This window comes from Achromobacter sp. LC458 (assembly GCF_001005835.2).
In the GTDB taxonomy this organism is placed as follows: Bacteria; Pseudomonadota; Gammaproteobacteria; order Burkholderiales; family Burkholderiaceae_B; genus Achromobacter; species Achromobacter spanius_B.
In genome coordinates, this window is the sequence record NZ_LBHW02000005.1 from 186,782 (window position 1) to 209,950 (window position 23,169).

A 23,169-nucleotide genomic window follows, 5' to 3' on the forward strand; every position below is an offset into this window, starting at 1 on the left:
TGCTCACGCCTTCGCGCCTGCGGCGCTGCGCGCTTCGCTTGCCTCCAGGGGAAAGCCCTGCGGGCTATCCCCGCCGCGCGATGCTTGGCGCCCCTCGATGCCGCCGAACCGGCTGCGCCGGATCGGCCCGGCCAGCGCCCCGCCGCGATGGACGGGACGCTGGCGAACACGCTGGCGCTTGCTGCGGCAGGTTGTGCAGGTGCGTGCCGTCCTCAACGCGGTTCAGGGACAACCCGCCCGGCATCGCTATGGAGCTTCCACGCCACGCCTCAAGACCGGCGCTGCAAGGCATGGCGGGGCGTTCTCGCCTGTCGTTGTGGGGTTGACCTGGCCCGCGTCAGCGGGCGAGTCGGAGAAGCCTTCGGGCGGGGTGCAGTGGTCAAGTTTTAGTGGACACCTGCATAGGTAGTTTTGGCGGTTGGCTGCGTTCATATGCAGCCGGCGCCTGATAGCAGTACCTTGATCTTGATCAATAAGACTCTCTGTACCCAGCTACGGGTACATATACCCGCGCAACGAACCAGCAGACCAACTTCCAACTCACCTCAGGGGCTCAGCGCACACAGCCAGGTCTGCGCGCGATCGAGGCGCCGAGCAGGCAGACGTTCGGCACTGACCGCTGAGGCTATCGACGATCGGTGACCGGATCACGACCGAGCAAAGGCCCCCGCGCGCGGTGTGGACGTAGCGATGGGATACACAAGCGCATGATGTCGGCGCCTGCCGCTAGGACTGGGCACGTGGCAGTCACGGAGAAAAAATGTCCCGCTCGCGTAGCAACGTGGCCGGCCGGGTAGATCCCAGAATCAGGCAAAGAGATACGCCAGTTGGCTGGACGGACCGCAGCGCCCTCGGACTACTGCCGCAGATGGGGCAATACCAAGTCAAACCTGGTGACAAGCTCACTGGAGGTCACGGCAACGGAGCCACCATGTGCCTCCGCAATCGATTTCACGATGGCAAGGCCAAGACCGGCGCCCGCCGTATTTCGTTGCCGTGCCGGATCAACTCGGTAGAAGCGGTTGAAGAGCTTTGGTAGATCGCGCTCAGGAATTCTCTCACCGGGATTGACCACACTGATCGTTGTCCACTGCTCGTCCTGCGAAAGCAAGACCGTGATGCTCTTGCCGCGAGGCGTGTGTCGAATTGCATTCGAGAGAAGATTGTTCAGCGCCCGGGTGAGCATTTCCCGATCCGCCGCTATGCTGCCGATCGCCCCTTTAACGCCAAGCGTAATGCCGCTATCTTCTGCCAGCGCCTCGAAATAGTCGAACAGACTCCGCACCAATTCGGACAGATCAATTGTAGACAAGCGCAAGTTGCGGGGATCATTTTCCGTTTGGGCAAGAAACAGCATGTCTCCAATCATGCGTCCCATCCGATCAAACTCTTCCAAATTTGAATAGAGGATTTCTCTGTATTCCTCGTTGCTGCGCGGCTGGCCAAGCGCTACGTGAGTCTGCGTGACCAGGTTGGTGACGGGCGTGCGCAACTCGTGCGCTATGTCTGCGGAAAAGTGTGATAGCCGGGTGAAGCCTTCCTCGATTCTCGCCAACATATCGTTGAAGGCAAATACCAGTTCCGCCAGTTCGATCGGCACATCCCGAGGATCCAACCTCACATCCAGCTTTGAAGAGCGAATCGCCCGAATCTCTTCATTGACCTTGCGAATCGGCAGATGGCCCCACTGCACCGCCAGCCAAGCCACACCGAGCGCCAGACACATGACCAAGCCGGTTGCCCACCAAAGCATGCGCTTGAACTCCGCCAGGAAGTCGAGATGAAAGCCGATGTCCATGGCAGCGACGATGCGGTAGCCAGGTGCCGCCGAATCGTCGGCAGGCAGTTGTAGCGCCACACCTCGATAAGACCTCTGATTCTCTTGCCACACCGTCAAATCGTCGGCGGTGATGCGGTTGACCAACTTTTTGCTGCTGGCAAGTTTCGACAGGTCAGGACCGGGCGTGGCATAGATGCTATTGCCAGACCCATCGTAGACGCCGTACGTCATCCCATGATGTCCTGCGACTGCGTTGGCCAAGTGTTGCTTCAGTTCGTCGCTTGCGATGTCACTTGCAAGCTGGTGCAAGGGCTGAGCCAAAGCGGCTGTCACTGCCTCCAGTTCGTGGGCATCCTGTTGAGCAAAGTGGTGCTCCAACGACCGGAGAATGACCCAGTTGAACACAAGAAACACCAAGGTCGTGGCGATACCAACCAGGGCCGTGACCCTCAATGCAAGCGACGCTGGACGGCTTTGCCGCGGCTTATGGCGCAGGGGCATCATCGGGCGCATCGAGCGTGTATCCCATTCCACGCACGGTGTGGATGAGCTTCGGATTGAACGCATCGTCTATCTTCGCGCGTAGGCGGCGGATGGCTACATCGATGACGTTGCTGTCGCTGTCGAAATTCATGTCCCATACCTGCGACGCGATCAGAGAACGTGGAAGGACTTCCCCCTGGCGACGGGCCAGGAGCTCAAGCAACGCGAACTCCTTGCTGGTGAGATTGATGCGTTGGCCAGCGCGCGTTGCACGTCGGCGCGCCAAGTCCAGTACCAAATCGGCAACCTGGATGCGATCAGGCTGGCTCGGAGCGCTTCCGCGTCGCAGCAGCGTCCGCACCCGCGCCAGCAACTCAGAGAAGGCGAATGGCTTGACGAGGTAGTCGTCCGCTCCCAGTTCCAATCCCTTGACACGGTCGTCCACACCGCCACGCGCCGTCAGAAAGAGTACAGGGACCTGTTTACCGGCATCTCGAAGGGCACGCACGATGCGCCAGCCATCGACATCCGGCAGCATGACATCCAAGACCACCAGATCGTATGTCTCGCCCATGGCCAGGTGGTGTCCGTCCAATCCGTTGCGCGCCAGATCCACTACGAATCCCGCCTCCATGAGACCTTGGCGGACGTAATCCGCCGTCTTGTTCTCGTCTTCAACGACCAGCAGTTTCATCGCATGTCCCATGAAATCGCTGCGGCGCAGAAAAATAGCCGCTCACGATGTACGCATTCATCCACTTCAATCAGCAATTTACTGGTTGCCAGCTTCCACGAACATGACACGAACATTACATGAATGTAATTCAAGGGTCATTCGGTGGAAAGTGCCCAACCCATAGCATGACCTGCATTGCGTCGAACTGTGCCGCTCAGGATGGGGTGGCGTTTAGAACGACTTCCGAGTCATCTATGGAGGATTTCAGGCCATGCCGCCTCGTTCACCCTTTTTTATCGTGCCCCCACAGGGCCTTTCTCGTCGGCGTTTCGTCCAAGGGTTAGCCGCCGGCGGCGTTCTCGCTGGGCTGTCCACGCCGGCGTTCAAGGCATTTGCCCAGCAAGGCTCCGCGACGCGCGGTGCCGCCCCTGTGCTAAAAGGCACCGAGTTCGACTTGGTGATCGCCGAATCGCCCGTGAACTTCACGGGCAAGCCAGGCGTGGCTACGACCATCAACGGCTCGCTGCCGGCACCGACATTGCGTTGGCGCGAGGGTGACACCGTCACAATCCGTGTGACCAACAAGCTGCGTGAAGCCACATCCATCCACTGGCACGGGATCATCCTGCCGTATCAGATGGATGGCGTGCCGGGCATTAGCTTCAAAGGCATCGCTCCCGGCGAGACCTTCACGTACCGCTTCAAGGTTCAGCAAAGCGGCTCCTACTGGTACCACTCGCACTCCGGCTTCCAGGAACTCACGGGCATGTACGGGGCGATCATCATCGACCCCGCTGGCGCCGAGACCATCCGCGCCGACCGTGACCACGTGCTGCTGTTCTCGGATTGGACCGACGAAGACCCGATGCGGGTGTTCACCAAGCTCAAGTCCCAAAGCGACTACTACAACTACAACCAACCTACCGTCTTCGACTTCTTCCGGGACGCCTCGCGCGACGGCATGGCCGCTGCGATCGACAAGCGCAAGATGTGGAACGAGATGCGGATGAATCCGACGGATCTCGCCGATCTGTCCGCCGCCACGCTGACCTATCTGGCCAACGGCGTCACCCCCGCCGGCAATTGGACGGCGTTGTTCCGACCGGGGGAGCGCGTGCGGCTGCGCATGGTCAACGGTGCGGGCAACACCTTCTACGACGTACGCATTCCCGGACTGAAACTCACGGTGGTGCACGTCGATGGTGTTGACGTGGAGCCGGTGACGGTCGATGAGTTCCGATTCGGTCCGGGCGAAACCGTCGATGTGATCGTCCAGCCACGGGATGACGCTTACACGATCTTCGCCCAGGCGATGGACCGGACAGGCTACGCGCGTGCCACGCTGGCCGTGCGTGAAGGTCTTCAAGCTCCCGTGCCTGCCCTCGATCCGGTCGAATGGCTGACCATGAACGACATGATGGGCGGCATGATGGGGGGCATGGACCATGGCGGGTCCGGCCAGGCCATGGAGATGACCGGGATGACGGGCATGACGGGCATGACCGGGATGACCGGGATGACCGGGATGGGCTCGGGTTCGATGTCCGGGATGGATCATGGGGCGATGGCTGGCATGAACCACGGTGGCATGGCGATGGATCACAGCCAACACGCCGCGGCTGCGGGGGGACTGGCCGTGCCCAGCACTACTGCCCGCCACGCTCGCACCGAGTATGGTGCCAGCACGGACATGCGCGTTGACATGGCGCGCACCAACCTCGATGACCCCGGCATTGGACTGCGCAACAACGGTCGGCGCGTGTTGACCCTCGCGGATCTGCATACCCCGTCGGGGCCGCTGGACAAGAGAGGCCCTGGCCGGGAGGTCGAATTGCACCTCACGGGCAACATGGAACGCTACGCATGGTCCCTGGACGGGCTGGAGTTCGGAAAGTCCACGCCGGTGCACTTCAAACACGGCGAGCGGCTGCGGGTCATTCTGCACAACGACACCATGATGACCCATCCCATGCACCTGCACGGCATGTGGAGCGAGCTGGAAAGCCCCGACGGTCGCTTCCTTGCGCGCCGCCACACCCTGCCGGTGCAGCCGGCACAACGCATCAGCTTCCTGGTGACAGCCGACGCGCTCGGCCGCTGGGCGTGGCACTGCCACCTGATGTTCCACATGGATGCCGGCATGTTCCGCGAAGTCGTGGTGTCTTGAACCCAGCGCACAAGGAAGACCAAGAATGTCCAAAGCACTCCCCACTCGCGCACTGGCCACGACGCTACTGGCCCTGGTAAGCGTCGCCGCACAGGCACAAGCACAGAACGACCATGCTGCGCACGGCCAGGCCGACTCTCAAACGGCCGCGCCATCCACTCAGACCGTGGCTCCTGCCGCCGACCCGCACGCGGGTCACGCGGCGTCGGCGAGCGGCTCGACCGCGGCCCCGGCCATGGATCACGGCAACATGCAGATGCAGGGCGGGTCGGCGCCTCCTGACGCCCGCGATCCGCATGGCTACTCCAATGGCCTGACATTGGGATCGGGCGACTACGCCGTACCCGGTGTGCCGCGGCTGATGCTGGCCGACGAACACAGGTTCTTCTCGTTGCGCGGCGAAACCCTGGAACGCCGCTTCACGCGCAAAGGGGACGATTCCACGGCCTACGACCTCCAGGCTTGGTATGGGACGACCTACAACAAGGCCGTCGTGAAGGCCGAAGGCGATATCGCCAAAGGAAAGCTCGAAGAATCGCGTACCGAGCTTCTCTGGGGGCACGCCGTCGCACCGTACTGGGACACCCAGCTCGGCATTCGGGTGGATAACGGCGAAGGCCCGAGCCGTCAATGGTTGGCTTTCGGCATCCAGGGCCTCGCCCCCTACTGGTTCGAGCTGGAGGCGACGGGCTACGTGGGAAGTGGCGGACGTACGGCGCTGCGTGTCGAAGGCAGCTACGAGCTGCTGCTGACCCAGCGACTGATTCTGGAGCCTCGCGCCGAGTTGCAGTTCTATGGCAAGGACGACCCGGAACGCGGTATCGGCAAGGGCTTGGCCGAAGCGTCTGCTGGCTTGCGCCTGCGCTATGAATTCAGTCGCCAGTTCGCCCCCTATATCGGCGTGGAACGGGCGGGCAGCTTCGGACGCACCGCGGACTATGTGCGTGCCGAAGGCGGCCGCGCGCAGCAGACGCGCTGGGTGGCTGGCGTGCGATTCTGGTTCTAGAACCTAGCGGGTTTGATCATCTGATGAGAGGCAATCTATGAACATGCACTACGACAGAAGCCAGGGCAAAGTGCCGAGACGCCAGGCATTGATCGCTGGCTTGTTGGTGATGGCACTCGCAGGACCGAGCCTGGCGCAGAGCCGACCGATTGCCAAGGTCTGGAAGGACCCGAGCTGCGGATGCTGCAAGGACTGGGTCTCACACCTGCAAGGCGCAGGCTTCGATGTGCAGGTTCTCGACACCGGGAACACGGCAGCGCGCACGCGGCTGGGCATCCCGCAGAAGTACGGTTCGTGCCACACGGCGCAGATCGGCAGCTATGCCATCGAGGGTCATGTGCCTGCCTCGGACATTCAACGCTTGCTGCGCGAAGCCCCGCAGGCCATCGGCCTTGCGGCGCCCGGCATGCCGGTCGGTTCGCCCGGCATGGATGGTCCGGCCTATGGTGGACGCAAGGACGCCTACGACGTGCTGCTGATCGGGAAAAACGGTAGTAGCACGGTCTATCAGTCGCATCTCTGACCATCCATCAACTCTTTTCCGTGGAGATATGCCATGCAGCATCAGCACACACAGACCCCCAGCGATCGTCCCCGGTTCTGGCGATCGCGCTACGGCGTGGCGTTCCTCATCATCGCCGCTGTCGCCGCGTATTTCCTGCTCAAGGAGCACACGGCACATGTTGCCGGCTATCTCCCCTTCCTGCTGCTGGCGGCTTGTCCGCTGATGCACCTGTTCATGCACCGTGGTCACGGCCACGGCGGACACGATCATGCCGCGCGTCAGGGTGAGGAAGGTGCCGCACCCGCCAAGGAGCAGAAGCAATGAGTCGCGTGCTCGCACAGTGCGAGCACGCGACGCCGCGCTTGTCTCCTTGCGCGCCTGCGGCCTGCTGCGATCACCAGACACCAACGGTTAACGGCGGAGGGCACTTGTCACTATGAATTCACCCAGCAAGTCTTCAGGACATGAGCACGCAGGCATGGCGGCGGGTGCCACAACGTCCGGCCCGCATAAGCACCACCATCACGCCAGCCATGCCGGCAGTGACGACGCGGGCGGGTCCTCAAGCCACTCGCAGCCCGATGCCGCGACGCGCGATCCGGTGTGTGGCATGGCGGTCACGGCGGCGTCGGAGCACCGCTCCACGCACTTGGGGAACACGTACTTGTTTTGCAGCACCGGATGCAAGGCCAAATTCGACACCGATCCGGCGCGATATGCCAGCGGTGGCGCGGGCATAGGCACAGGCAGCGGCCATGCGCCGCATCACCATGCCAGCACCGCAGTTTCACCGGCCCCGGCGGCATCGCCAACCGCACCCGGAACGATCTACACCTGCCCGATGCACCCGGAGATCCGCCAGGATCATCCGGGAACCTGCCCCAAGTGCGGGATGACGCTGGAGCCCCTGCTGCCCGACCTCGACGACGACAACCCGGAGTTGCGTGACTTCTCGCGTCGCTTCTGGTGGACCTTGCCGTTGACGCTCGTGGTCCTGGCGCTGGCGATGCTGGGCGAGCGGCTGCACCTGATGGACATGGCTACGCAGAGCTGGGTCGAGTTGGTGCTGTCGTTGCCGATCGTGCTGTGGGCCGGCTGGCCCTTCTTCTCCCGCGGCTGGCTGTCCGTGGTCAACCGCAGCCCGAACATGTGGACACTGATCGGCCTGGGAACGGGTGCGGCATTCATCTACAGCGTCGTGGCAACCGTTGCGCCGGAAGTGTTTCCAGCCTCCTTCATGTCCATGGGACGGGTCGGCGTGTATTTCGAGGCCGCCGCCGTCATCATCTCGCTGACACTGCTCGGCCAGGTGCTGGAACTCAAGGCCCGCTCCCAGACTTCGGCGGCTATCAAGTCGCTGCTGGGGCTGGCGCCCAAGACCGCGCGGCGCATCAATGCGGACGGCAGCGAGGAAGACGTGCCGCTCAGCCATGTGCACGTCGGCGATCTGCTGCGCATCCGACCCGGCGAGAAGGTGCCGGTGGATGGCATCGTGCACGAGGGCAGCAGCTCGATTGACGAATCCATGCTGACCGGCGAACCGCTGCCCGTAAGCAAGCGCGCGGGCGACAAGGTCATCGGGGCCACACTCAACACCAGCGGCGCGCTGGTCATGCGTTCGGAGCGGATCGGCTCGGACACCGTTCTGTCGCAGATCGTCCAGATGGTCGCCCAGGCGCAGCGTTCCAAGGCGCCGATGCAACGCATGGCCGATGTCGTTGCCGGCTACTTCGTGATGGCCGTCGTTGCCATTGCGGTCACGACGCTCTTTGTATGGGGATTCTTCGGGCCGCAGCCCACCTGGGTCTATGGACTCATCAATGCGGTGGCCGTCCTGATCATCGCCTGCCCGTGCGCGCTGGGTCTGGCCACGCCGATGTCGATCATGGTCGCAACGGGCCGTGGCGCCACGCAGGGCGTGCTATTCCGCGATGCCGCGGCGATCGAGAATCTTCGCAAGGTCGATACCCTCGTCATCGACAAGACAGGAACCCTGACCGAAGGCCGACCTGCTTTCGATCAGGTCGTCGCAGCACCCGGCTTTACGAACGATGAGGTGCTGCGTCTTGCGGCCAGCCTGGACCAGGGCAGTGAACACCCCCTGGCCGACGCCATCGTGCAGGCCGCGCGTGCCCAGGGCCTCCAACTCGTGAAGCCTCAGAGCTTTGAATCGGGAACCGGCATCGGCGTGCGCGGAAAGGTTGAGCACCGGCAACTCGCGTTGGGCAACACAGTGCTGATGGAACAGTCTGGCGTATCGGTGGAACCGCTCGTACCCCAGGCCGAAGCTCTGCGCGGCGAAGGGGCAAGCGTCATGTACCTGGCGGTGGACGGGCAGCTCGCGGGCTTGCTCGCCGTGTCCGATCCGGTCAAGGGCAGCACCCCCGAGGCCCTGGCCGCGTTGAAGGCTGCGGGCCTGCGGGTCATCATGGCCACCGGGGACGGGCAGACCACCGCCAAAGCCGTCGGTGCACGCCTAGGCATCGACGAGGTGCATGGTGAGGTCAAGCCGGCGGACAAGCTCATGTTGATCGAGCGACTGCAGAAAGAAGGACGCATCGTCGCCATGGCCGGAGACGGCATCAACGACGCGCCGGCCTTGGCGAAGGCAGACGTGGGCATCGCCATGGGAACGGGAACCGACGTGGCGATGAACAGCGCCCAGGTCACGCTGGTCAAGGGTGACCTGCGTGGCATCGCTGTCGCTCGCACGCTCTCGGTGAGTACCGTGCGCAACATGAAGCAGAACCTCATGTTCGCCTTCCTCTACAACGCGCTGGGCATCCCCATCGCCGCCGGGGTTCTCTATCCCCTCACGGGCTGGCTGCTGTCGCCGCTGATCGCAGCATTGGCGATGAGCCTGAGTTCGGCGTCGGTCGTTGGCAACGCCTTGCGCCTGAGAGCGAGCCGACTGTGACCGGATTTTCTTTCTGAAACTACAGGAGCCTGCTATCGCCCAGCAAACCGTTTCTTTCGTTCCACGCCGTTGCAAAGGTGCAAGCCTTATCTCGGCATTTCGTTCTTAAACCACACCTCACACATCCAGGTAGAAACTTCTATGACCCGTTCACATTTCATCGCCAAGCTCGTCGCGCCGATCGCTGCTGGTCTGTTCGCCACCGCCGCATTCGCGCATCCTTCGCTGGTGTCTTCAACGCCGGCCGACAAGTCGCAGGTTTCTGCGCCAGCCACCATCGAACTGAAGTTCTCCGAGACGCTGGTGCCGCAGTTCTCCGCCGCGAGCCTTGTCATGACTGGCATGCCGGGAATGGCGAGCCATGGCCCGATGAAGATCAACGCCAGCGTCGCGGGTGCCGGCGACGGCAAGACCATGGTCATCACGCCAGCACAGGCGCTCCAGCCCGGCGACTATCGCGTCGAATGGCGTGCCGTCTCCTCGGACACGCATCCGATCACGGGTAACGTCACCTTCAAGGTGAAGTAAGCCCATGGCCGGGGATTGGTTGACCATCGTCCTGCGCCTGGCGCTTTATCTGGACCTGGCGGCGGCGTTTGGCGTCGCCATGTTCGGACTCTATGCTTTGGGCAACGACGAGCGATCCTCGACGATCTCGCGCCGCTATCGCGTCCTCATTGGCGCATCCGCTGCCATCGGCATTGCCCTGTCGATGTGGGGCATGACGGTCATGGCCAAGGCCATGTCCGGCGCCCAAAGCTACGCGGAGCTGTCAACGCACGTTTTCGACATGCTCATTACGGGCACGCACATGGGCATCGCCTGGTGCATTCGCATCCTCGCGCTGTTGGTGTGTGTGCTCGTCGCAATGTTGAAATTGAACGCTACCTTGCGATTTGCAGTGATGGCGCTCTCCACCGGCGTGGCGCTGGCGACCCTTGCGTGGGCAGGCCACGGCGCCATGGACGACGGCGTTCGCGGCTACATCCATCTTGCGTCGGATATCACCCACCTCTGGGCAGCGGGCGCTTGGGTGGGCGCATTGTTGGCGTTCTTGATGCTGGCATCCCACAAGCGGGATGTCGCGCAAGACCCGGTAGCGGTCCTCAGTCGGACGTCGAATGGCTTTGCTCGCATAGGTACAGCGATCGTGGCTGCACTCGTCGTGAGTGGAACTCTCAATTACCTGTTGATCGCCGGACCATCGTTTGATCCGCTCATCTCGACGCTGTATGGCCGGCTGCTGATGGTAAAGCTCCTGCTTTTCGCAGGCATGCTGGCGTTGGCTGCTGCCAATCGGTATCGGTTGAGCCCGAGCCTGGAGGCAGCTTTGAAGGCAGGCAATCGCGCACAGGCAGTCATCAAGCTTAGGCAGAGTCTGTTCACGGAGGCAACCTTGGCCGTTTTGGTTCTGGCGAGCGTTGCATGGCTTGGCATCTTGTCTCCCACTGGAACCTAATCCTTCATGGGCGGCAGATGACAGCGCATGAATTGAATGTAATGCACGGGTAAGCCCTCTGTAGACCGCCTGCTTCTACATTTAACGACGCGGCGCAAGTTGTCGTCGTTTTTACAAAGGAGTCGATCATGAAATCGCAAATTGTCATTGCCGCCCTGTTGAGCGCTCTCTCCGTGCCAGCCTTCGCCGGTCATGCAGCAGCCCAAGCAGCCAAGGAGATGGTTCCCTTGGCTGACGGGGGAACGCTGTACATCTTCAAGGACGGAAAGATGGCACAGGAAAGCCGCTTCGGGCGCGCCGTCTATCTCAATGTCGGGGCTTCGGTGTCGACGAAGGATGGGCGCAACATCGCGATCACCAGCAATGAAGTCGCTCGCCTCGGCTCGCTGCTACAAAAAGAGCACGGCGGATGACGCCGCGGGTGTGCGGTGCTTTTCAAAGCTTCTGCACAGTGTGACAGAGACGCGCGCCCCGATTGGGCGCGCGCGATTGGGACGCGTCACGAGCAACCACGAGCGCTCAAGATGCCAGTTTTTGCGATGTCAAGCGCATCAACTTCCCTGGAATGGATCCAGCCTCCACATCCACCGTGATTCGTCCACGGGACATCTTGCGCGAATGAGAACCTGCGAGGAGCCCGATTTATGGAGTTGCGTCATCTACGATGCTTTGTCGTCTTGGCAGAGGAGTTGCATTTCACGCGGGCGGCCGAGAGGCTGCATATAGAGCAACCCCCCTTGTCTCGCGCGATCAAGGAATTGGAAGATGAGCTTGGGGTCACGCTGTTTGACCGCGACCGCAGGGGTACACGGCTGACCGTGGCGGGGGCGGCATTCTTGCAGGACACCCGCCGACTCTTCACTGTCCTGGAGCAAGCGCGTGAGAATGCCAGAGCCATTGCCGCGGGCCTGAGGGGCAGCCTGCGCATTGCAATTTCCGATGGTGCGATGGACCCACGACTATCGGCGTTCCTAGCTCGTTGCCGCGCGGAAGAGCCCGAGGTCGAGATACGTCTCTCCGAGGTACCGCTGACCGAGCAGATACGGGGCCTACGGTCTGGCGACTTCACGATCGGATTTGCACACGCGGCGGATGTTGGCGAAGGCATCGTGGCTGAACCGATCTGGCGAGACCCGATTGTGATCGCCGTGCCAGCGCGGCACTCGCTTCTTGCGCACAAGCAAGTTCCGCTCAACGAACTTCAGGGTCACCCACTGGTTCTGTGCGACAAACTGGCCTGCGAAGGCTACTGCCGAGAACTAAATCGGCTGCTACAGGTTCTGGAACACAGGCTCAACGTTGTCGAAGAAGTGTCGTCGCTGGACATGATGCTAACGCTGGTCGGCGCAGGCTATGGGATTGGTTTCATGACAGCGACCAAGATTCCCATCAGCCAGAGGCCGGACGTGGTGATTCGCCCTCTGGCGCAGGACACGGCGGTAATCACAACCTATCTGCTTCGGCCAGAAAGCAGCAACTCATCGGTTTCGCTGGATCGCTTCATGGAACGTCTGCGAGGACCTCCGGATGACTAAAGCGTCAATGCCCATCTGAATCGTGCGCCGCAGCACGAAGATTGCGTTCGGCTGCGCTGACGAGTTCCGCAGCACTAAGCTTGAGTCCGGCGGCGATTCTTAAGATCAGAGCGAGAGTGGGCATGTGCTCCCCACGCTCTATTTTGCCCATGTGCGATCGCTCGATCCCTGCTTTCGCAGCCAGTTCTTCCTGAGCAATACCTTGCGTCAGGCGGGCGACACGAACGGCCGCTCCGAATGCCAACGCTGGCTCGGCGTCGAAAGTGGTAGTGCCTGGGGGACGGCCTCGTCGGACAGTTCGCTTCTCCATCCTTGGAAGCGTCGAACAGTCCCGACAATTTAACCACGTTAAGTTTAACTCAAACTAGCTATCATGAAGACTTTCCATCCTTGTCTTATCGCTTCTTGGGGCCTCTCATGCACGACGCCACCAGCCCACGCCCACAGCTCAGGCTCGCCATAGCGCCTGGTGTGGCCTCTTCGAACCTAGCTGCATTGCTTGCCCTGCAGCGCGCGGAGGAGCCCGAAGTTTTTATGGAATTTAATGAGGTTACGACGAGCGATCTCATTACAGGCCTCTACAAACGGCGCTTCGACGTCGGCCTTTCTCTGAAGCAGGTGAGCGATTCTTCGCTGAAGAGTCTTTCTCTTTGGTTTGAGGCGACAGCTCTTGCCACGCCGCTGGGATACCCACTGCTCCGGCAGCAGTCAATCAGAATAGACGAACTTAAGGAGCACTCCGTGTTTCGATGGAAGGCCGAATATTCTCCTTCGCTGGACCAGTACCTGTCCTCCATGTCATCAACGGAAAGGCCGAATGTCCAGCATGTCAGTTCTTTTGAGATGTTGTTGCTCTGGGTCGCAGCTGGATATGGCGTAGGGATTTCTTCGCGATCACGCATCGAAACCGCTAGCCAGTGCGGAATCTGCACGCGTCCAATAGCCGATGGCCCCTACGAGGTCATTACGCACCTGCAGCGACTCTCGGGACAGACGAATCTTGTAGCTGATCGATTTGAGCTTAGAGCCTTGCGAGTTGCCGAGGCGCGTAAAGCATGACAGCCACGTGCGGTGCCCGCCCTTGCCGGTGGATTTGCAGTGGATGCCGGTTCGGGCCAAGGCGCCGTCCAGACGCATCAATTCATCCTGGAAACTGACCTTGATCAATTCAACTCCCCACAACTTCCAATAGTATGTCCACATGATCGGCTTAAGGCGCCTTGAACCGCCCCGGGTTTCCCGGAGACTCCTTGGGTTGAGTCACGCCGACATGACGGACTCGTTGGGTTGCGAATAGTAGTTGGCTTCGGCTTCGGCCGGCGGGATATTACCGATCGGTTCAAGCAATCGGCGGTTGTTGAACCAGTCGACCCAATGGAGCGTGGCCCACTCGACTTCGTCGCGCGTGCGCCAGGATGACTTCCGATGGATCACCTCGGCCTTGTAGAGGCCGTTGATGGTCTCGGCCAGTGCGTTGTCGAACGAGTCGCCCACGCTGCCCACAGAGGGCTCCAGGCCCGCCTCGGCCAGCCGCTCGGTGTATCGGATCGACACGTACTGGACGCCTCGGTCGCTGTGGTGGATCAGGCGATCCGGGCCGACCGGCTTCCTCGCGTACAACGCCTGCTCGAGCGCGTCGAGCACGAAGTCCGTCTGCATCGAGCAGGAGGCCTTCCAGCCCACGATGCGACGGGCGAACACGTCGATGACGAAAGCGACGTAGACCCATCCTTGCCAAGTCGAGACGTACGTGAAGTCGCTGACCCACAGCGCGTTCGGCCGATCGGCCTTGAATTGCCGCTTCACGTGATCGAGCGGGCACGGCGCCTTCGGATCGCTCACCGTCGTGCGCACGGCCTTGCCTCGAACAACGCCCCTCAGCCCAAGCCGCTTCATCAGCCGCTGCACGGTACAGCGCGCAACGTCGACTCGCTCGCGCCGCAGCTGCCGCCAGACCTTGCGTACCCCGTAGACCTGGTAGTTGTCGTCCCACACGCGCTGCACCTCGGGTATCAGTATCTCGTCGGTCTTCACCCGCTGCGATCGCAGCTCCGGATCGGCCTGCCTGGCCGCATGCGCGTAGTACGTCGACGGGGCGATCTGCAGCACCTTGCAGATCGGCTCGACCCCGTGAACGTCTCGCTGCTCATCGACGAATCGCTTCATCGTTTGAAGGGGCGGTCGAGCTCCGCCTGGGCAAAATACGCCGACGCCTTGCGTAGGATCTCGTTGGCCTGGCGCAGCTCGCGCACCTCGCGTTCGAGCGCCCTGATGCGCTCCTTCTCGGCCGTCGTTACGCCGTCACGCTTGCCCGTGTCGCGCTCGTGCTGGCGAAGCCAGCCTCGCAGCGTCTCGGCCGTGCAGCCAACCTTGGCCGCCACCGACACGATCGCCGCCCACTGCGACTCGTACTCGTCTTGGTGCTCCAGCACCATCTTCACCGACCGTTCCCGGACTTCCGGGGAGAACTTGCTTGCTCTGCTCATAGCTCCATCTTCTCAAGGAATGGAGCCTCCAGATTTTCCGGGGCGGTTCAGTGGTGATGATCGAGAACGCCCACAAGAAGCTGGAGGCTTGGCAGCACGCGCACCCGGATCAACGACTGCAGGGCAAGGAACGGTGGGACGTGATCACACAGGCCGCAGAGGAAGTCGGTCCTGCGCTCTTCTTCTCGCTGCTCATCATCACGCTCTCGTTCATCCCGGTCTTCACCCTAGAAGCGCAGGAAGGCCGGCTGTTCGGCCCGCTGGCGTTCACCAAGACCTACGCGATGGCCGCGGCCGCAGGGCTGTCAGTGACGCTGATTCCCGTACTCATGGGCTACTGGATTCGCGGGCGTATCCCGGATGAGCAGAAGAACCCCATCACCCGCATCCTGATTGCAGCCTACCGGCCAGCACTGGAGTGGGTACTGCGCCGGCCTAAGGCGACGCTGCTGATCGCCGTGCTGGCCTTGGCGACCACGGCCTGGCCCTTGGCGCGGCTCGGCGGTGAGTTTCTGCCGAGGTTGGACGAAGGGGACCTGCTCTACATGCCCTCGGCCCTGCCGGGACTCTCGGCGCAGCGCGCCACGGAGTTGCTGCAGCTGAGCAACCGCATGATCAAGACCGTACCTGAAGTGGACAAGGTGTTCGGCAAGGCAGGACGGGCCGAAACTGCGACCGATCCGGCGCCCCTTGAGATGTTCGAGACCACGGTGAAGCTCAAGCCCAGGGAACAATGGCGTCCAGGCATGACGCCCGAGAAGCTCGTGGAAGAGCTGGATCGTGCCGTGAAGATCCCGGGCCTGTCCAATATCTGGATTCCCCCTATCCGCAATCGCATCGACATGCTGGCTACCGGCATCAAGAGCCCGATCGGGGTGAAGGTGACCGGCAACGACCTGGGCGTGATCGATCGCATCGCTGCAGAGGTCGAGCAGGTCGCCAAGGGCATTCCCGGCGTGACGTCATCCCTCGCGGAGCGCTTGACGGGCGGGCGCTACGTGGATGTTCAGATCGACCGCGTAGCCGCCGGTCGCTACGGCCTGAACATCGCCGATGTCCAGGCCGTCATCGCCGGCGCGGTGGGTGGCGAAAACGTCTCGGAAACGGTCGAGGGGCTTGCCCGCTTTCCGATCAATCTGCGCTACGCGCGAGAATGGCGTGATTCACCACAACGGCTGGCAGAACTACCCATCTTCACGCCGATGGGTCAGCAGATCACGTTGGGGACCGTGGCACGCATCGCGATCACCGATGGGCCGCCCATGCTCAAGAGCGAGAACGCACGGCCCTCCGGTTGGGTCTATGTCGATGTGCGCGGCCGTGATCTAGCCTCGGTGGCCAACGAACTGCGCGATGCCATCGGGCAGCAGGTCAAGCTGGAGCCGGGTGTGAGCATCACCTACTCCGGGCAGTTCGAATACATGGAGCGGGCCAATGCACGCCTGAAGGTTGTGGTGCCTGCCACCCTGTTGATCATCTTCGTTCTGTTGTACCTGACCTTCGCGCGTGTGGACGAAGCGGGCTTGATCATGGCGACCTTGCCCTTCGCGCTCACGGGGGGCATCTGGTTCCTGTACCTGCTGAACTACAACCTGTCCATCGCCACCGGCGTGGGATTCATCGCGCTGGCAGGTGTGGCGGCGGAGTTCGGCGTGGTGATGCTCATCTATCTGAAGCAGGCCTTGGCGGAACGTTGCCCCGATGGACGCGACCCGACGCGAGAAGAACTGCTCGATGCGATCCGGGAGGGTGCCGTGCTGCGCGTGCGGCCCAAGGCGATGACCGTCGCCGTCATCCTGGCGGGCCTGGTACCCATTGTCTGGAGCAGCGGTACGGGCTCGGAGGTCATGAGCCGCATCGCAGCCCCGATGCTTGGAGGGATGGTGACCGCTCCGTTGCTGTCGCTCTTCGTGATTCCGGCTGCCTACATGCTGATGCGTAAGCCGCGCTAACGTTGCAACGCGGCAGGGTCTCATAACCAAGGCCCTGCCGTTTCCGGTGCGGCCTATCGGCACCCGAGCGAATAGCCATTCGACACATGCGCTTTAGCCGGCGTAAGAACTGGCCGAAGGCGCGGAGGCACGACTAACCGCTTGGCAGTGACGAGCCATATCAGGGAACAAAACCTGACCCCGGCCGTTCAGACAGAATCGTCAGCATTTCTATGACAGCCCGAACCTTGGGCTGCAGGTAACGCGATTGCGGCCACACTGCATGGATAGGCATCTCACCACCTGCCCAGTCCGGCAGCAAGGGGATCAAGCGCCCCTGCCGTATATCTTCGGCCACCAGCCATGTCGGCATCTGCATGATGCCGCAGCCGGCCAGACCCGCCGCCAACATTGCTTCACCATCACTGAATTCATGGCGCGGATAGATTTCCTGCCGACGTACGCGCTGGTCCGATACGCGGAGCAACCAAGTGGGTCTCTGCCGTCCCCGAGGACCAGTGATGCAGTCCCGATGCCTTACCCCATTACTTCTCGGTAATTACTGCGGCGCGCTCACTAATACGACCACTACATTCTGGGACGACGTAGGGGCTGACTCAGTCCGGTTGTAGGCGCTCAGAAGGCTATGGCCTTCAGGATGGCCGCACGCCTCATCGCGCCGCGCCGTATGCGCTGCGGACTGCAAAGGCCCGCATCCTGTAGCTCACTTCCGACGGCCAAAGCATCCATCTTTGGCCGTCGGCCAGCGTCAGGCACTTTCGAGCATTGCCGCATCATTTAGCAACCGTTGAATGCGCTGGCGAATCTCCTCTGGAATACCTTGCGCAGACGAATCAGGTCCGGGCCTGTTTGGCTGCTGCTGGGTGCCCGCGATGACCCGCACGACCATGCCCAAATTTCCGGGTGTCACGATGTCGATGGCCGCGCGATCACCCAGATCCGGGTGTACGCGGGTCAGCATCCGGTACAAGTCCCACGAATCCGCGTGCGGACACTGGTTCATGAGCACCTGGGCCAGTTTGTGCTTGAGCGGCACCAGTTGCCAGTCGGGCACACGTTGCCCGCGATTGCCCAAGCTGATGGACAGCAGTTTGCCCGCCTTCAGCTCGCGGTTTATCTGGTCCTTGGACTTTCCGGCCAGCTTGCCGAACAGCGGAACCGGCAAACTGCTCGGCGATTCGTAGATGGCGAGCATTTCCTCGCGCTCGCGCTGGATGGCGGATACTTCCGGCGCCGGCGCCGGCGCACGCGTCGGGGGCGGTGGCACCTGCGACAGCCGCTGGAAGGTGATTCCCGCGTCGTTTGGCGTCACGACAATGGGGGTGACCACCACGGGCGGAGCCGAAGCCGCAGAAGTGCCTGCAACGATGGCGTCGGGGTTGTCCTCCCCTGCGATGGCTGGCACGCCCTCGATATGGATGGTGAGGTGGGCGCTGGCCGCTTCGACCTGGCCCTGTTCGAGTAAGTCGAGGCGATCCGCCCAGTCCTGCATCATCCGACGGCGCGGCTCAACATACTTGGCGTGGTTGTAGGCCGAACTCACCTTGTTCGGGTCCGAGTGCGAAAGCTGCGCGTCCACCCAAATCTTGGGATAGCCGATCTCGTTGAGCGCCGTCGAGATGGTTCCGCGGATGCCGTGCCCGGTCAGTTGATCCTCGTAGCCCATTCGTTTCAAGGCCGCGTTGAGGGTGTTCTCGCTGATGCGCTTCTTGAGTTCGCTGCGGTGCGTGAGCAGATGGACCTGGGCCGGCTTCATCACACCCAACAGGTAGCGCACGATCTCGATGGCCTGCACGGACAACGGCACGATGTAGGGCGGAACGTCCTGCGGGCGCTTGCCGGCCTTGCGCATCTCGTCCTGGAGTTGTTTGACAATCTGCGGCGGGATGATCCACAGGCCACGGTCGAGATCGAACTGGTCCGGGGTCGCCAGCCGCAGCTCGCCGGTACGCACGCCGGTCAGGAACAGCAGCCGGATGCCGAGTTGGGTCTGCCAACCACGAGGGTTGTAGAGCCTGAGCTTGTGCAGGAACTCGGGAAGCTCCCGAAGATGCAGGTAGGGGTTGTGGTTCACCGGGGGCTTGGGCTCGGCCACCACGTCCAGGTCGGAGGCCGGATTGGCTTCCAGCCCCTCCACGATGACGAGGGCATAGCGGAACAACTGCCCCAGCCAGGTGCGGACCTTCTCGGCAGTGGTGAACGCCTTGCGCTCCTCGATCCTCGCCAGGACGCCCAGGAGTTGGGGCCGGCGAATGTCGTAGATCGACATCTGCTTGAGGCTGGGCAGCACGTCCTTGTTGAAGATCCGCAGGATCTGCGACAGCGTGCTGTTCCTGCCCTCCTTGATTTCCTTGCGGCGATGCTCGACCCACGCATCGAAGACGGCCTTGAAGGTGTAGTCGGCCGCAAGCTTGACCGCGTGTCGCTTCTGTTTCCGATCGGTATGGGGGTTGATGCCCTTTGCCAGAAGCGCCCGGGCTTCGTCGCGCAAGGTGCGCGCTTCGCGCAAACCGATCTCGGGGTAGTTCCCCAGGGAGATGCGCTTTTGCTTGCCGAGCCAGTAATAGCGCAAATGCCACGACTTGCCGCCGGTGGGGGCGACCACCAGGCCGAGGCCATCGGTGTCGGGGATGCTGTACGTTTTCTCGGCGGCCTTGGCTTGCCGCACGGTCAGATCAGAGAGTGTCATCATCAAGCTCCTAAGTCTTGGACTTAGGCCCGATGCTGCTTGTCATCCCGATCCAACCCCAGCAACAACCCGGAACCGGCACCACCCGCATTCTTTGGCCTTGTTTTTGGCCTCAAAAACGCTGGCTGTCAGTGGATTTCCGTGGCTTTCGCTGGAATGAAAAAAGGAGCCGAAGCTCCTCTTTTCAACGACTTACAGACGTCAGTGGAAGTCCGTAGATCATAACTTGGAGCGGGAAACGAGTCTCGAACTCGCGACCTCAACCTTGGCAAGGTTGCGCTCTACCAACTGAGCTACTCCCGCAATGTACTGCTACGGCTTTACTGCTGCGATTTACCGCTATCGCCATGCATTGCCATCCGCGTCTTGATGTCGTTTTCTGGCAAGCGAGGCGGAAGTATACCTAATTTTTTGAAAAATGCACGCTGGCCGTGGATCCTGATGCCGCGGTGCGCACTCGCGCCGGTTTAAAGGACGCCGGCGCGGCCTGCTTGCGCGGCGCGCGGCGCCAGGCCATGCGCGACAAGGTGTCGTCGCGGGCGATGAAGTGGTGGGCAAGCGCCGCCACAATGTGCAGCCCCAGCAGGCCGTACAGCCCCCACGTCAGCATGTCGTGCATCCACACCGTGGTAACCACCAGCGCCGGATCGGCGGCGACCAAGCGCGGAAACTCCAGGTTGGTAAAGGGCACCGGCACGGCCAGGCCCTTGGCGTTGACCACGACCCAGCCCACCATGCACGACGCAAAAATGAACGCATAGATGAACAGGTGCACCGCGTGGGCGCAGGCATCCTGCATGCTGAAGTCAGCGCCGGCGGCGCGGCGGCGCGAGATACGCACGACCGTGCGCACCATCGTGACGGCAAGCAGCGCCATGCCACAGCCGATGTGCACGATCATTACCGAGCGCATCGACACGCCCGTCTGCGCGGTCAGCACGTGGCGTAATTCGCCGGCAAGAATCAGGATGCCCATCAGGCTGACACTCAGCCAATGCAAGGCGATTTGCGAGGTGGAGTAGGCCTGTGTGGCCAGGGCGGCGGGGGGGGAATGCATGGTCTTCCTTCTAGCGGTGTCGGCCGGCTCCGCGTGCGGCGGGGCTTGGCCAAGAGGCGAGATTGAAGCGCCGCCACCCCCTGCCGCGCCATCTTCCTCAACACTTCCTGAAGGCCAAAAGCCCCTCCGCCCGGCCCCTTTAGGCTCTCTTTAGAAACGTTGTTGGCCCATCGCCCGCATGGAAATATGCCGGCCTGCGTAGAGATTTTTCCGCCTTTGATGCGCCCGGCCACACCGGCGCTCGGATCGGCATCGTTGCTCACGATGCCCGCCTCTGCCCCCCCTCGCACTTCACTCCAGATTGCCGCCGCGCGGTAATCGCTCATTCAGAAAAAGTGGACTCATGAAGACTCTTACCTTCCGACGCCGTCTTGGCCTGCAACAAGGTTTCACCTTGCTGGAATTGCTGGTCGTGCTGCTGATCATTGCGTTGCTGGCCGGATACGTCGGCCCCAAGTTGTTCTCCCAGGTCGACCGCGCCAAGGTGCGCGCCACGCAGGCGCAGATGAAGACGCTGGGCGATGCCTTGACCCAATACCGCCTGGACGTGGGCAGCTATCCCACTACCGAGCAAGGCCTGGAATCGCTGGTCAAGGCCCCGCAGGGCGCACCCAACTGGCACGGCCCGTACCTGGCCAAGGATGTGCCGGCCGATGCGTGGGGCCGTCCCTACGTGCTGAACGTGCCCGGGCGCAGCTCGGACGCAGAAGTGGTTTCTTTCGGCGAGGAAGGCCGGGCGGGAGGCAGCGGTGAACTGGTCTACGGCCTCTAAGTGGGTGGCGGCCGGGCTCGTCGGGATGACGTTCTCGGCGGCCGCCGCCGCCAGCTGCTGGCAGGAATCGGGCGACCGCCACGGCGTGGACCCCTTGCTGCTGTTTGCGATTGCGAAGGTGGAGTCGTCACTGAACCCTCGCGCCATCAACAACAACACCAACGGTACCCAGGACGTCGGCCTGATGCAGATCAACAGCATCCATCTGCCGGCCCTGGCCAAGCGGGGCATCACGCGCCAGCGTTTGCTGGACGAGCCCTGTCTGTCAATTGATGCCGGCGCCGAAATCCTGGCCGGCTTCATCAAGCGCTATGGCTACACCTGGCGCGCGGTCGGTGCCTACAACGCCGGCGGCGCCGCCAACCGCGAAGCGGCGCGCAAGCGCTACGTGAATCGCGTGTGGCAACACTATCTGCAACTGACCCAGGCGCGCGACGCCCGTTATCGCCAGTCCCAACACGCGGAGCGTTGATATGAATGAGTTCAGGATCCGCTTGCTCAAGCAGGGCACGTTGCGCGTGCACACCGTGCGCGCCTCCAGCGAAGGCGAGGCCCGCGCGCAGTTGAGCGATGCCGACGGCATGGTTCTGGACATTCAACGTTCGGCCGTGCGTCGCGGCATCAAGGCGCGCGGCAAGAAGACATTTTCGCTGGGCCTGTTGCTGCAAGAGCTGTCCACGTTGCTGGACGCCGGGCTGGCGTTGATCGAAGCGCTGGAGGCGTTAAGCGACAAGGCAGGCAAGGGCAATAAGGCGCTGCAATCGTCGCTGAGCCAGTTGTTGCGCTTGTTGTACCAGGGCCAGCCGCTATCGAAGGCGATGCAGGCGCAACCCCTGGTGTATCCGGCGCTGCTGGTGGCCACGGTGGCATCCGCCGAAGGCAGTGGCCAATTGCCGGTGGTGCTGCGGCGCTACCAGTACTACGAAACGCGGATCGAGAACATCCGCAAGAAGGTGGTGGGCGCGCTGGTGTATCCGCTGGTCGTGATCGCAGTGGGCTTTGGCATCTTGCTGTTCATGCTGTTTTTCGTGGTGCCGCGCTTTGCCATCGTGTTTGAAAGCATGCGGACCTTGCCGGCAACGGCCGAGGCCATGTTGTGGTGGGCGCGCCTGGTCAAGTCCGACGGCCAATGGCTGGGCGCGGGCATAGGCGGCAGCCTGCTCTTTGCTGCCTTGGCGCTGCGCACGCAGCGGGTCAAGGCGGCGTTGATGAACCTGTTCTGGCGCCTGCCCAAGCTGCGCGATGTGGGCAACCTGTTCGTGCTGGCGCGCTTTTATCGCACCGTTGGCCTGTTGATCGAAGGCGGCACGCCCGCATTGCAGGCATTCGAGCTGGCTGAACGCATCCTGCCGCCCGCCTACGGCGAACGGCTGGACCTGGCGTTGCAGGAGCTGCGCGCCGGCCGCAGCGTGTCGGAGACGCTGGCGCGCCACGGCTTGACCACGGCAGTGGCCGAACGGCTGCTGCGCGTAGGCGAACAAAGCGGCGATCTGGGCGGCATGTGCGAACGCATCGCCCAATTTCATGACGGCACGCTGGACCACGCCATCGAAGTCTTTGGAAAGGTGTTCGAGCCGCTGCTGATGCTGGTGGTCGGAGGGCTGGTCGGCACCATCGTCATCTTGCTGTACATGCCCATCTTCGAGATGGCCGGGAGTTTGGGATGAACGCAATGAACCAAGTTG

General features: G+C 62.2%; 19 protein-coding genes, 1 tRNA gene, 2 pseudogenes and 1 other annotated feature. Of the genes and pseudogenes, 14 read left to right on the forward strand and 8 right to left on the reverse strand.

Translation table 11 applies throughout. The features are described 5' to 3' along the window. Positions 1–856: 856 nt before the first annotated feature. Entirely contained in the window at positions 857–2,293 is a 1,437-nt protein-coding gene (locus YH64_RS06640; RefSeq protein WP_046803440.1) for a heavy metal sensor histidine kinase, read from the reverse strand. Beyond that, a complete protein-coding gene (locus YH64_RS06645; RefSeq protein WP_003097513.1) occupies positions 2,265–2,957 on the reverse strand; it encodes a heavy metal response regulator transcription factor in 693 nt (230 codons plus the stop codon). The genes YH64_RS06640 and YH64_RS06645 overlap by 29 nt, the downstream gene beginning before the upstream one ends. A gap of 253 nt (positions 2,958–3,210) precedes the next feature. On the opposite strand from YH64_RS06645, the gene YH64_RS06650 reads away from it, so the two are divergent. From YH64_RS06650 to YH64_RS06690, 9 genes are all read left to right on the forward strand, one after another. Continuing rightward, positions 3,211–5,106, forward strand: coding sequence for a copper resistance system multicopper oxidase (locus YH64_RS06650; protein WP_058179842.1), 1,896 nt, complete (start codon positions 3,211–3,213; stop codon positions 5,104–5,106). A gap of 25 nt (positions 5,107–5,131) precedes the next feature. Further along, positions 5,132–6,112, forward strand: a complete 981-nt coding sequence (locus tag YH64_RS06655; protein WP_013391821.1) for a copper resistance protein B — start codon at positions 5,132–5,134, stop codon at positions 6,110–6,112. A gap of 37 nt (positions 6,113–6,149) precedes the next feature. Further along, positions 6,150–6,635 (forward strand): DUF411 domain-containing protein, encoded by a 486-nt coding sequence (locus YH64_RS06660; RefSeq protein WP_046803438.1) that lies wholly within the window; start codon positions 6,150–6,152, stop codon positions 6,633–6,635. Positions 6,636–6,668: 33 nt separating this feature from the next. Further along, the gene (locus tag YH64_RS06665; RefSeq protein WP_008063316.1) at positions 6,669–6,941 is read left to right on the forward strand and encodes a DUF2933 domain-containing protein; all 273 of its coding nucleotides are present in this window, start codon (positions 6,669–6,671) and stop codon (positions 6,939–6,941) included. A gap of 286 nt (positions 6,942–7,227) precedes the next feature. Next, on the forward strand, positions 7,228–9,534 hold the full coding sequence (locus YH64_RS06670; RefSeq protein ID WP_235611773.1) for a heavy metal translocating P-type ATPase: 2,307 nt from the start codon (positions 7,228–7,230) through the stop codon (positions 9,532–9,534). A 141-nt stretch (positions 9,535–9,675) separates the two neighbouring features. Then, positions 9,676–10,062 carry a copper homeostasis periplasmic binding protein CopC gene (copC, locus tag YH64_RS06675; protein WP_008063308.1) on the forward strand — a complete coding sequence of 129 codons (387 nt, stop codon included), beginning with the start codon at positions 9,676–9,678 and terminating at the stop codon, positions 10,060–10,062. 4 nt (positions 10,063–10,066) lie between these two features. After that, a complete protein-coding gene (gene copD / locus YH64_RS06680; protein ID WP_016445094.1) occupies positions 10,067–10,993 on the forward strand; it encodes a copper homeostasis membrane protein CopD in 927 nt (308 codons plus the stop codon). Positions 10,994–11,121: 128 nt separating this feature from the next. Beyond that, positions 11,122–11,406 carry a CopK family periplasmic copper-binding protein gene (locus YH64_RS06685; protein WP_003090336.1) on the forward strand — a complete coding sequence of 95 codons (285 nt, stop codon included), beginning with the start codon at positions 11,122–11,124 and terminating at the stop codon, positions 11,404–11,406. 231 nt (positions 11,407–11,637) lie between these two features. Then, positions 11,638–12,528, forward strand: a complete 891-nt coding sequence (locus YH64_RS06690; RefSeq protein WP_013391826.1) for a LysR family transcriptional regulator — start codon at positions 11,638–11,640, stop codon at positions 12,526–12,528. 4 nt (positions 12,529–12,532) lie between these two features. Here the strand turns inward: YH64_RS06690 and YH64_RS06695 are convergent, their stop codons facing one another. After that, a complete protein-coding gene (locus YH64_RS06695) occupies positions 12,533–12,838 on the reverse strand; it encodes a helix-turn-helix domain-containing protein (protein ID WP_013391827.1) in 306 nt (101 codons plus the stop codon). A 107-nt stretch (positions 12,839–12,945) separates the two neighbouring features. Between YH64_RS06695 and YH64_RS06700 the strand changes: the two genes are divergently transcribed. Continuing rightward, the gene (locus YH64_RS06700) at positions 12,946–13,587 is read left to right on the forward strand and encodes a LysR substrate-binding domain-containing protein (protein ID WP_013391828.1); all 642 of its coding nucleotides are present in this window, start codon (positions 12,946–12,948) and stop codon (positions 13,585–13,587) included. Between the two features lie 201 nt (positions 13,588–13,788). Here the strand turns inward: YH64_RS06700 and YH64_RS06705 are convergent. Then, a protein-coding gene (locus tag YH64_RS06705) for an IS3 family transposase (RefSeq protein WP_109842673.1) occupies positions 13,789–15,014 on the reverse strand; the annotation gives its coding sequence in 2 pieces (ribosomal slippage) (positions 13,789–14,729 and positions 14,729–15,014; 1,227 coding nt in all). Continuing rightward, positions 14,620–14,736 (reverse strand) — a sequence feature (AL1L pseudoknot). (Overlaps the previous gene by 117 nt.) A 47-nt stretch (positions 15,015–15,061) precedes the next feature. Here YH64_RS06705 and YH64_RS06710 point away from each other — a divergent pair. Next, positions 15,062–16,966, forward strand: a pseudogene (locus YH64_RS06710) (efflux RND transporter permease subunit); the annotation flags it as partial. A 160-nt stretch (positions 16,967–17,126) separates the two neighbouring features. Here the strand turns inward: YH64_RS06710 and YH64_RS06715 are convergent. The 4 genes and pseudogenes from YH64_RS06715 to YH64_RS06730 all read right to left on the reverse strand — a co-directional run. Continuing rightward, positions 17,127–17,471 (reverse strand): annotated as a pseudogene (locus YH64_RS06715) (LysR substrate-binding domain-containing protein); the annotation flags it as partial. Positions 17,472–17,714: 243 nt separating this feature from the next. Next, the gene (locus YH64_RS06720; RefSeq protein WP_016445090.1) at positions 17,715–19,655 is read right to left on the reverse strand and encodes an integrase arm-type DNA-binding domain-containing protein; all 1,941 of its coding nucleotides are present in this window, start codon (positions 19,653–19,655) and stop codon (positions 17,715–17,717) included. Positions 19,656–19,882: 227 nt separating this feature from the next. Beyond that, a tRNA-Gly gene (locus YH64_RS06725) sits at positions 19,883–19,958 on the reverse strand. Between the two features lie 100 nt (positions 19,959–20,058). Further along, the gene (locus tag YH64_RS06730) at positions 20,059–20,712 is read right to left on the reverse strand and encodes a cytochrome b (protein ID WP_052945941.1); all 654 of its coding nucleotides are present in this window, start codon (positions 20,710–20,712) and stop codon (positions 20,059–20,061) included. A gap of 343 nt (positions 20,713–21,055) precedes the next feature. Between YH64_RS06730 and gspG the strand changes: the two genes are divergently transcribed. The 3 genes from gspG to YH64_RS06745 are packed head-to-tail and all read left to right on the forward strand — an operon-like array spanning position 21,056 to position 23,151. Beyond that, positions 21,056–21,484: a type II secretion system major pseudopilin GspG gene (gene gspG / locus YH64_RS06735; RefSeq protein WP_046803437.1), complete on the forward strand. Its 429-nt coding sequence runs from the start codon at positions 21,056–21,058 to the stop codon at positions 21,482–21,484. A 25-nt stretch (positions 21,485–21,509) separates the two neighbouring features. Next, on the forward strand, positions 21,510–21,956 hold the full coding sequence (locus YH64_RS06740) for a lytic transglycosylase domain-containing protein (RefSeq protein WP_046803436.1): 447 nt from the start codon (positions 21,510–21,512) through the stop codon (positions 21,954–21,956). Between the two features lies 1 nt (position 21,957). Then, positions 21,958–23,151 carry a type II secretion system F family protein gene (locus YH64_RS06745; RefSeq protein ID WP_046803435.1) on the forward strand — a complete coding sequence of 398 codons (1,194 nt, stop codon included), beginning with the start codon at positions 21,958–21,960 and terminating at the stop codon, positions 23,149–23,151. Positions 23,152–23,169: the final 18 nt, after the last annotated feature.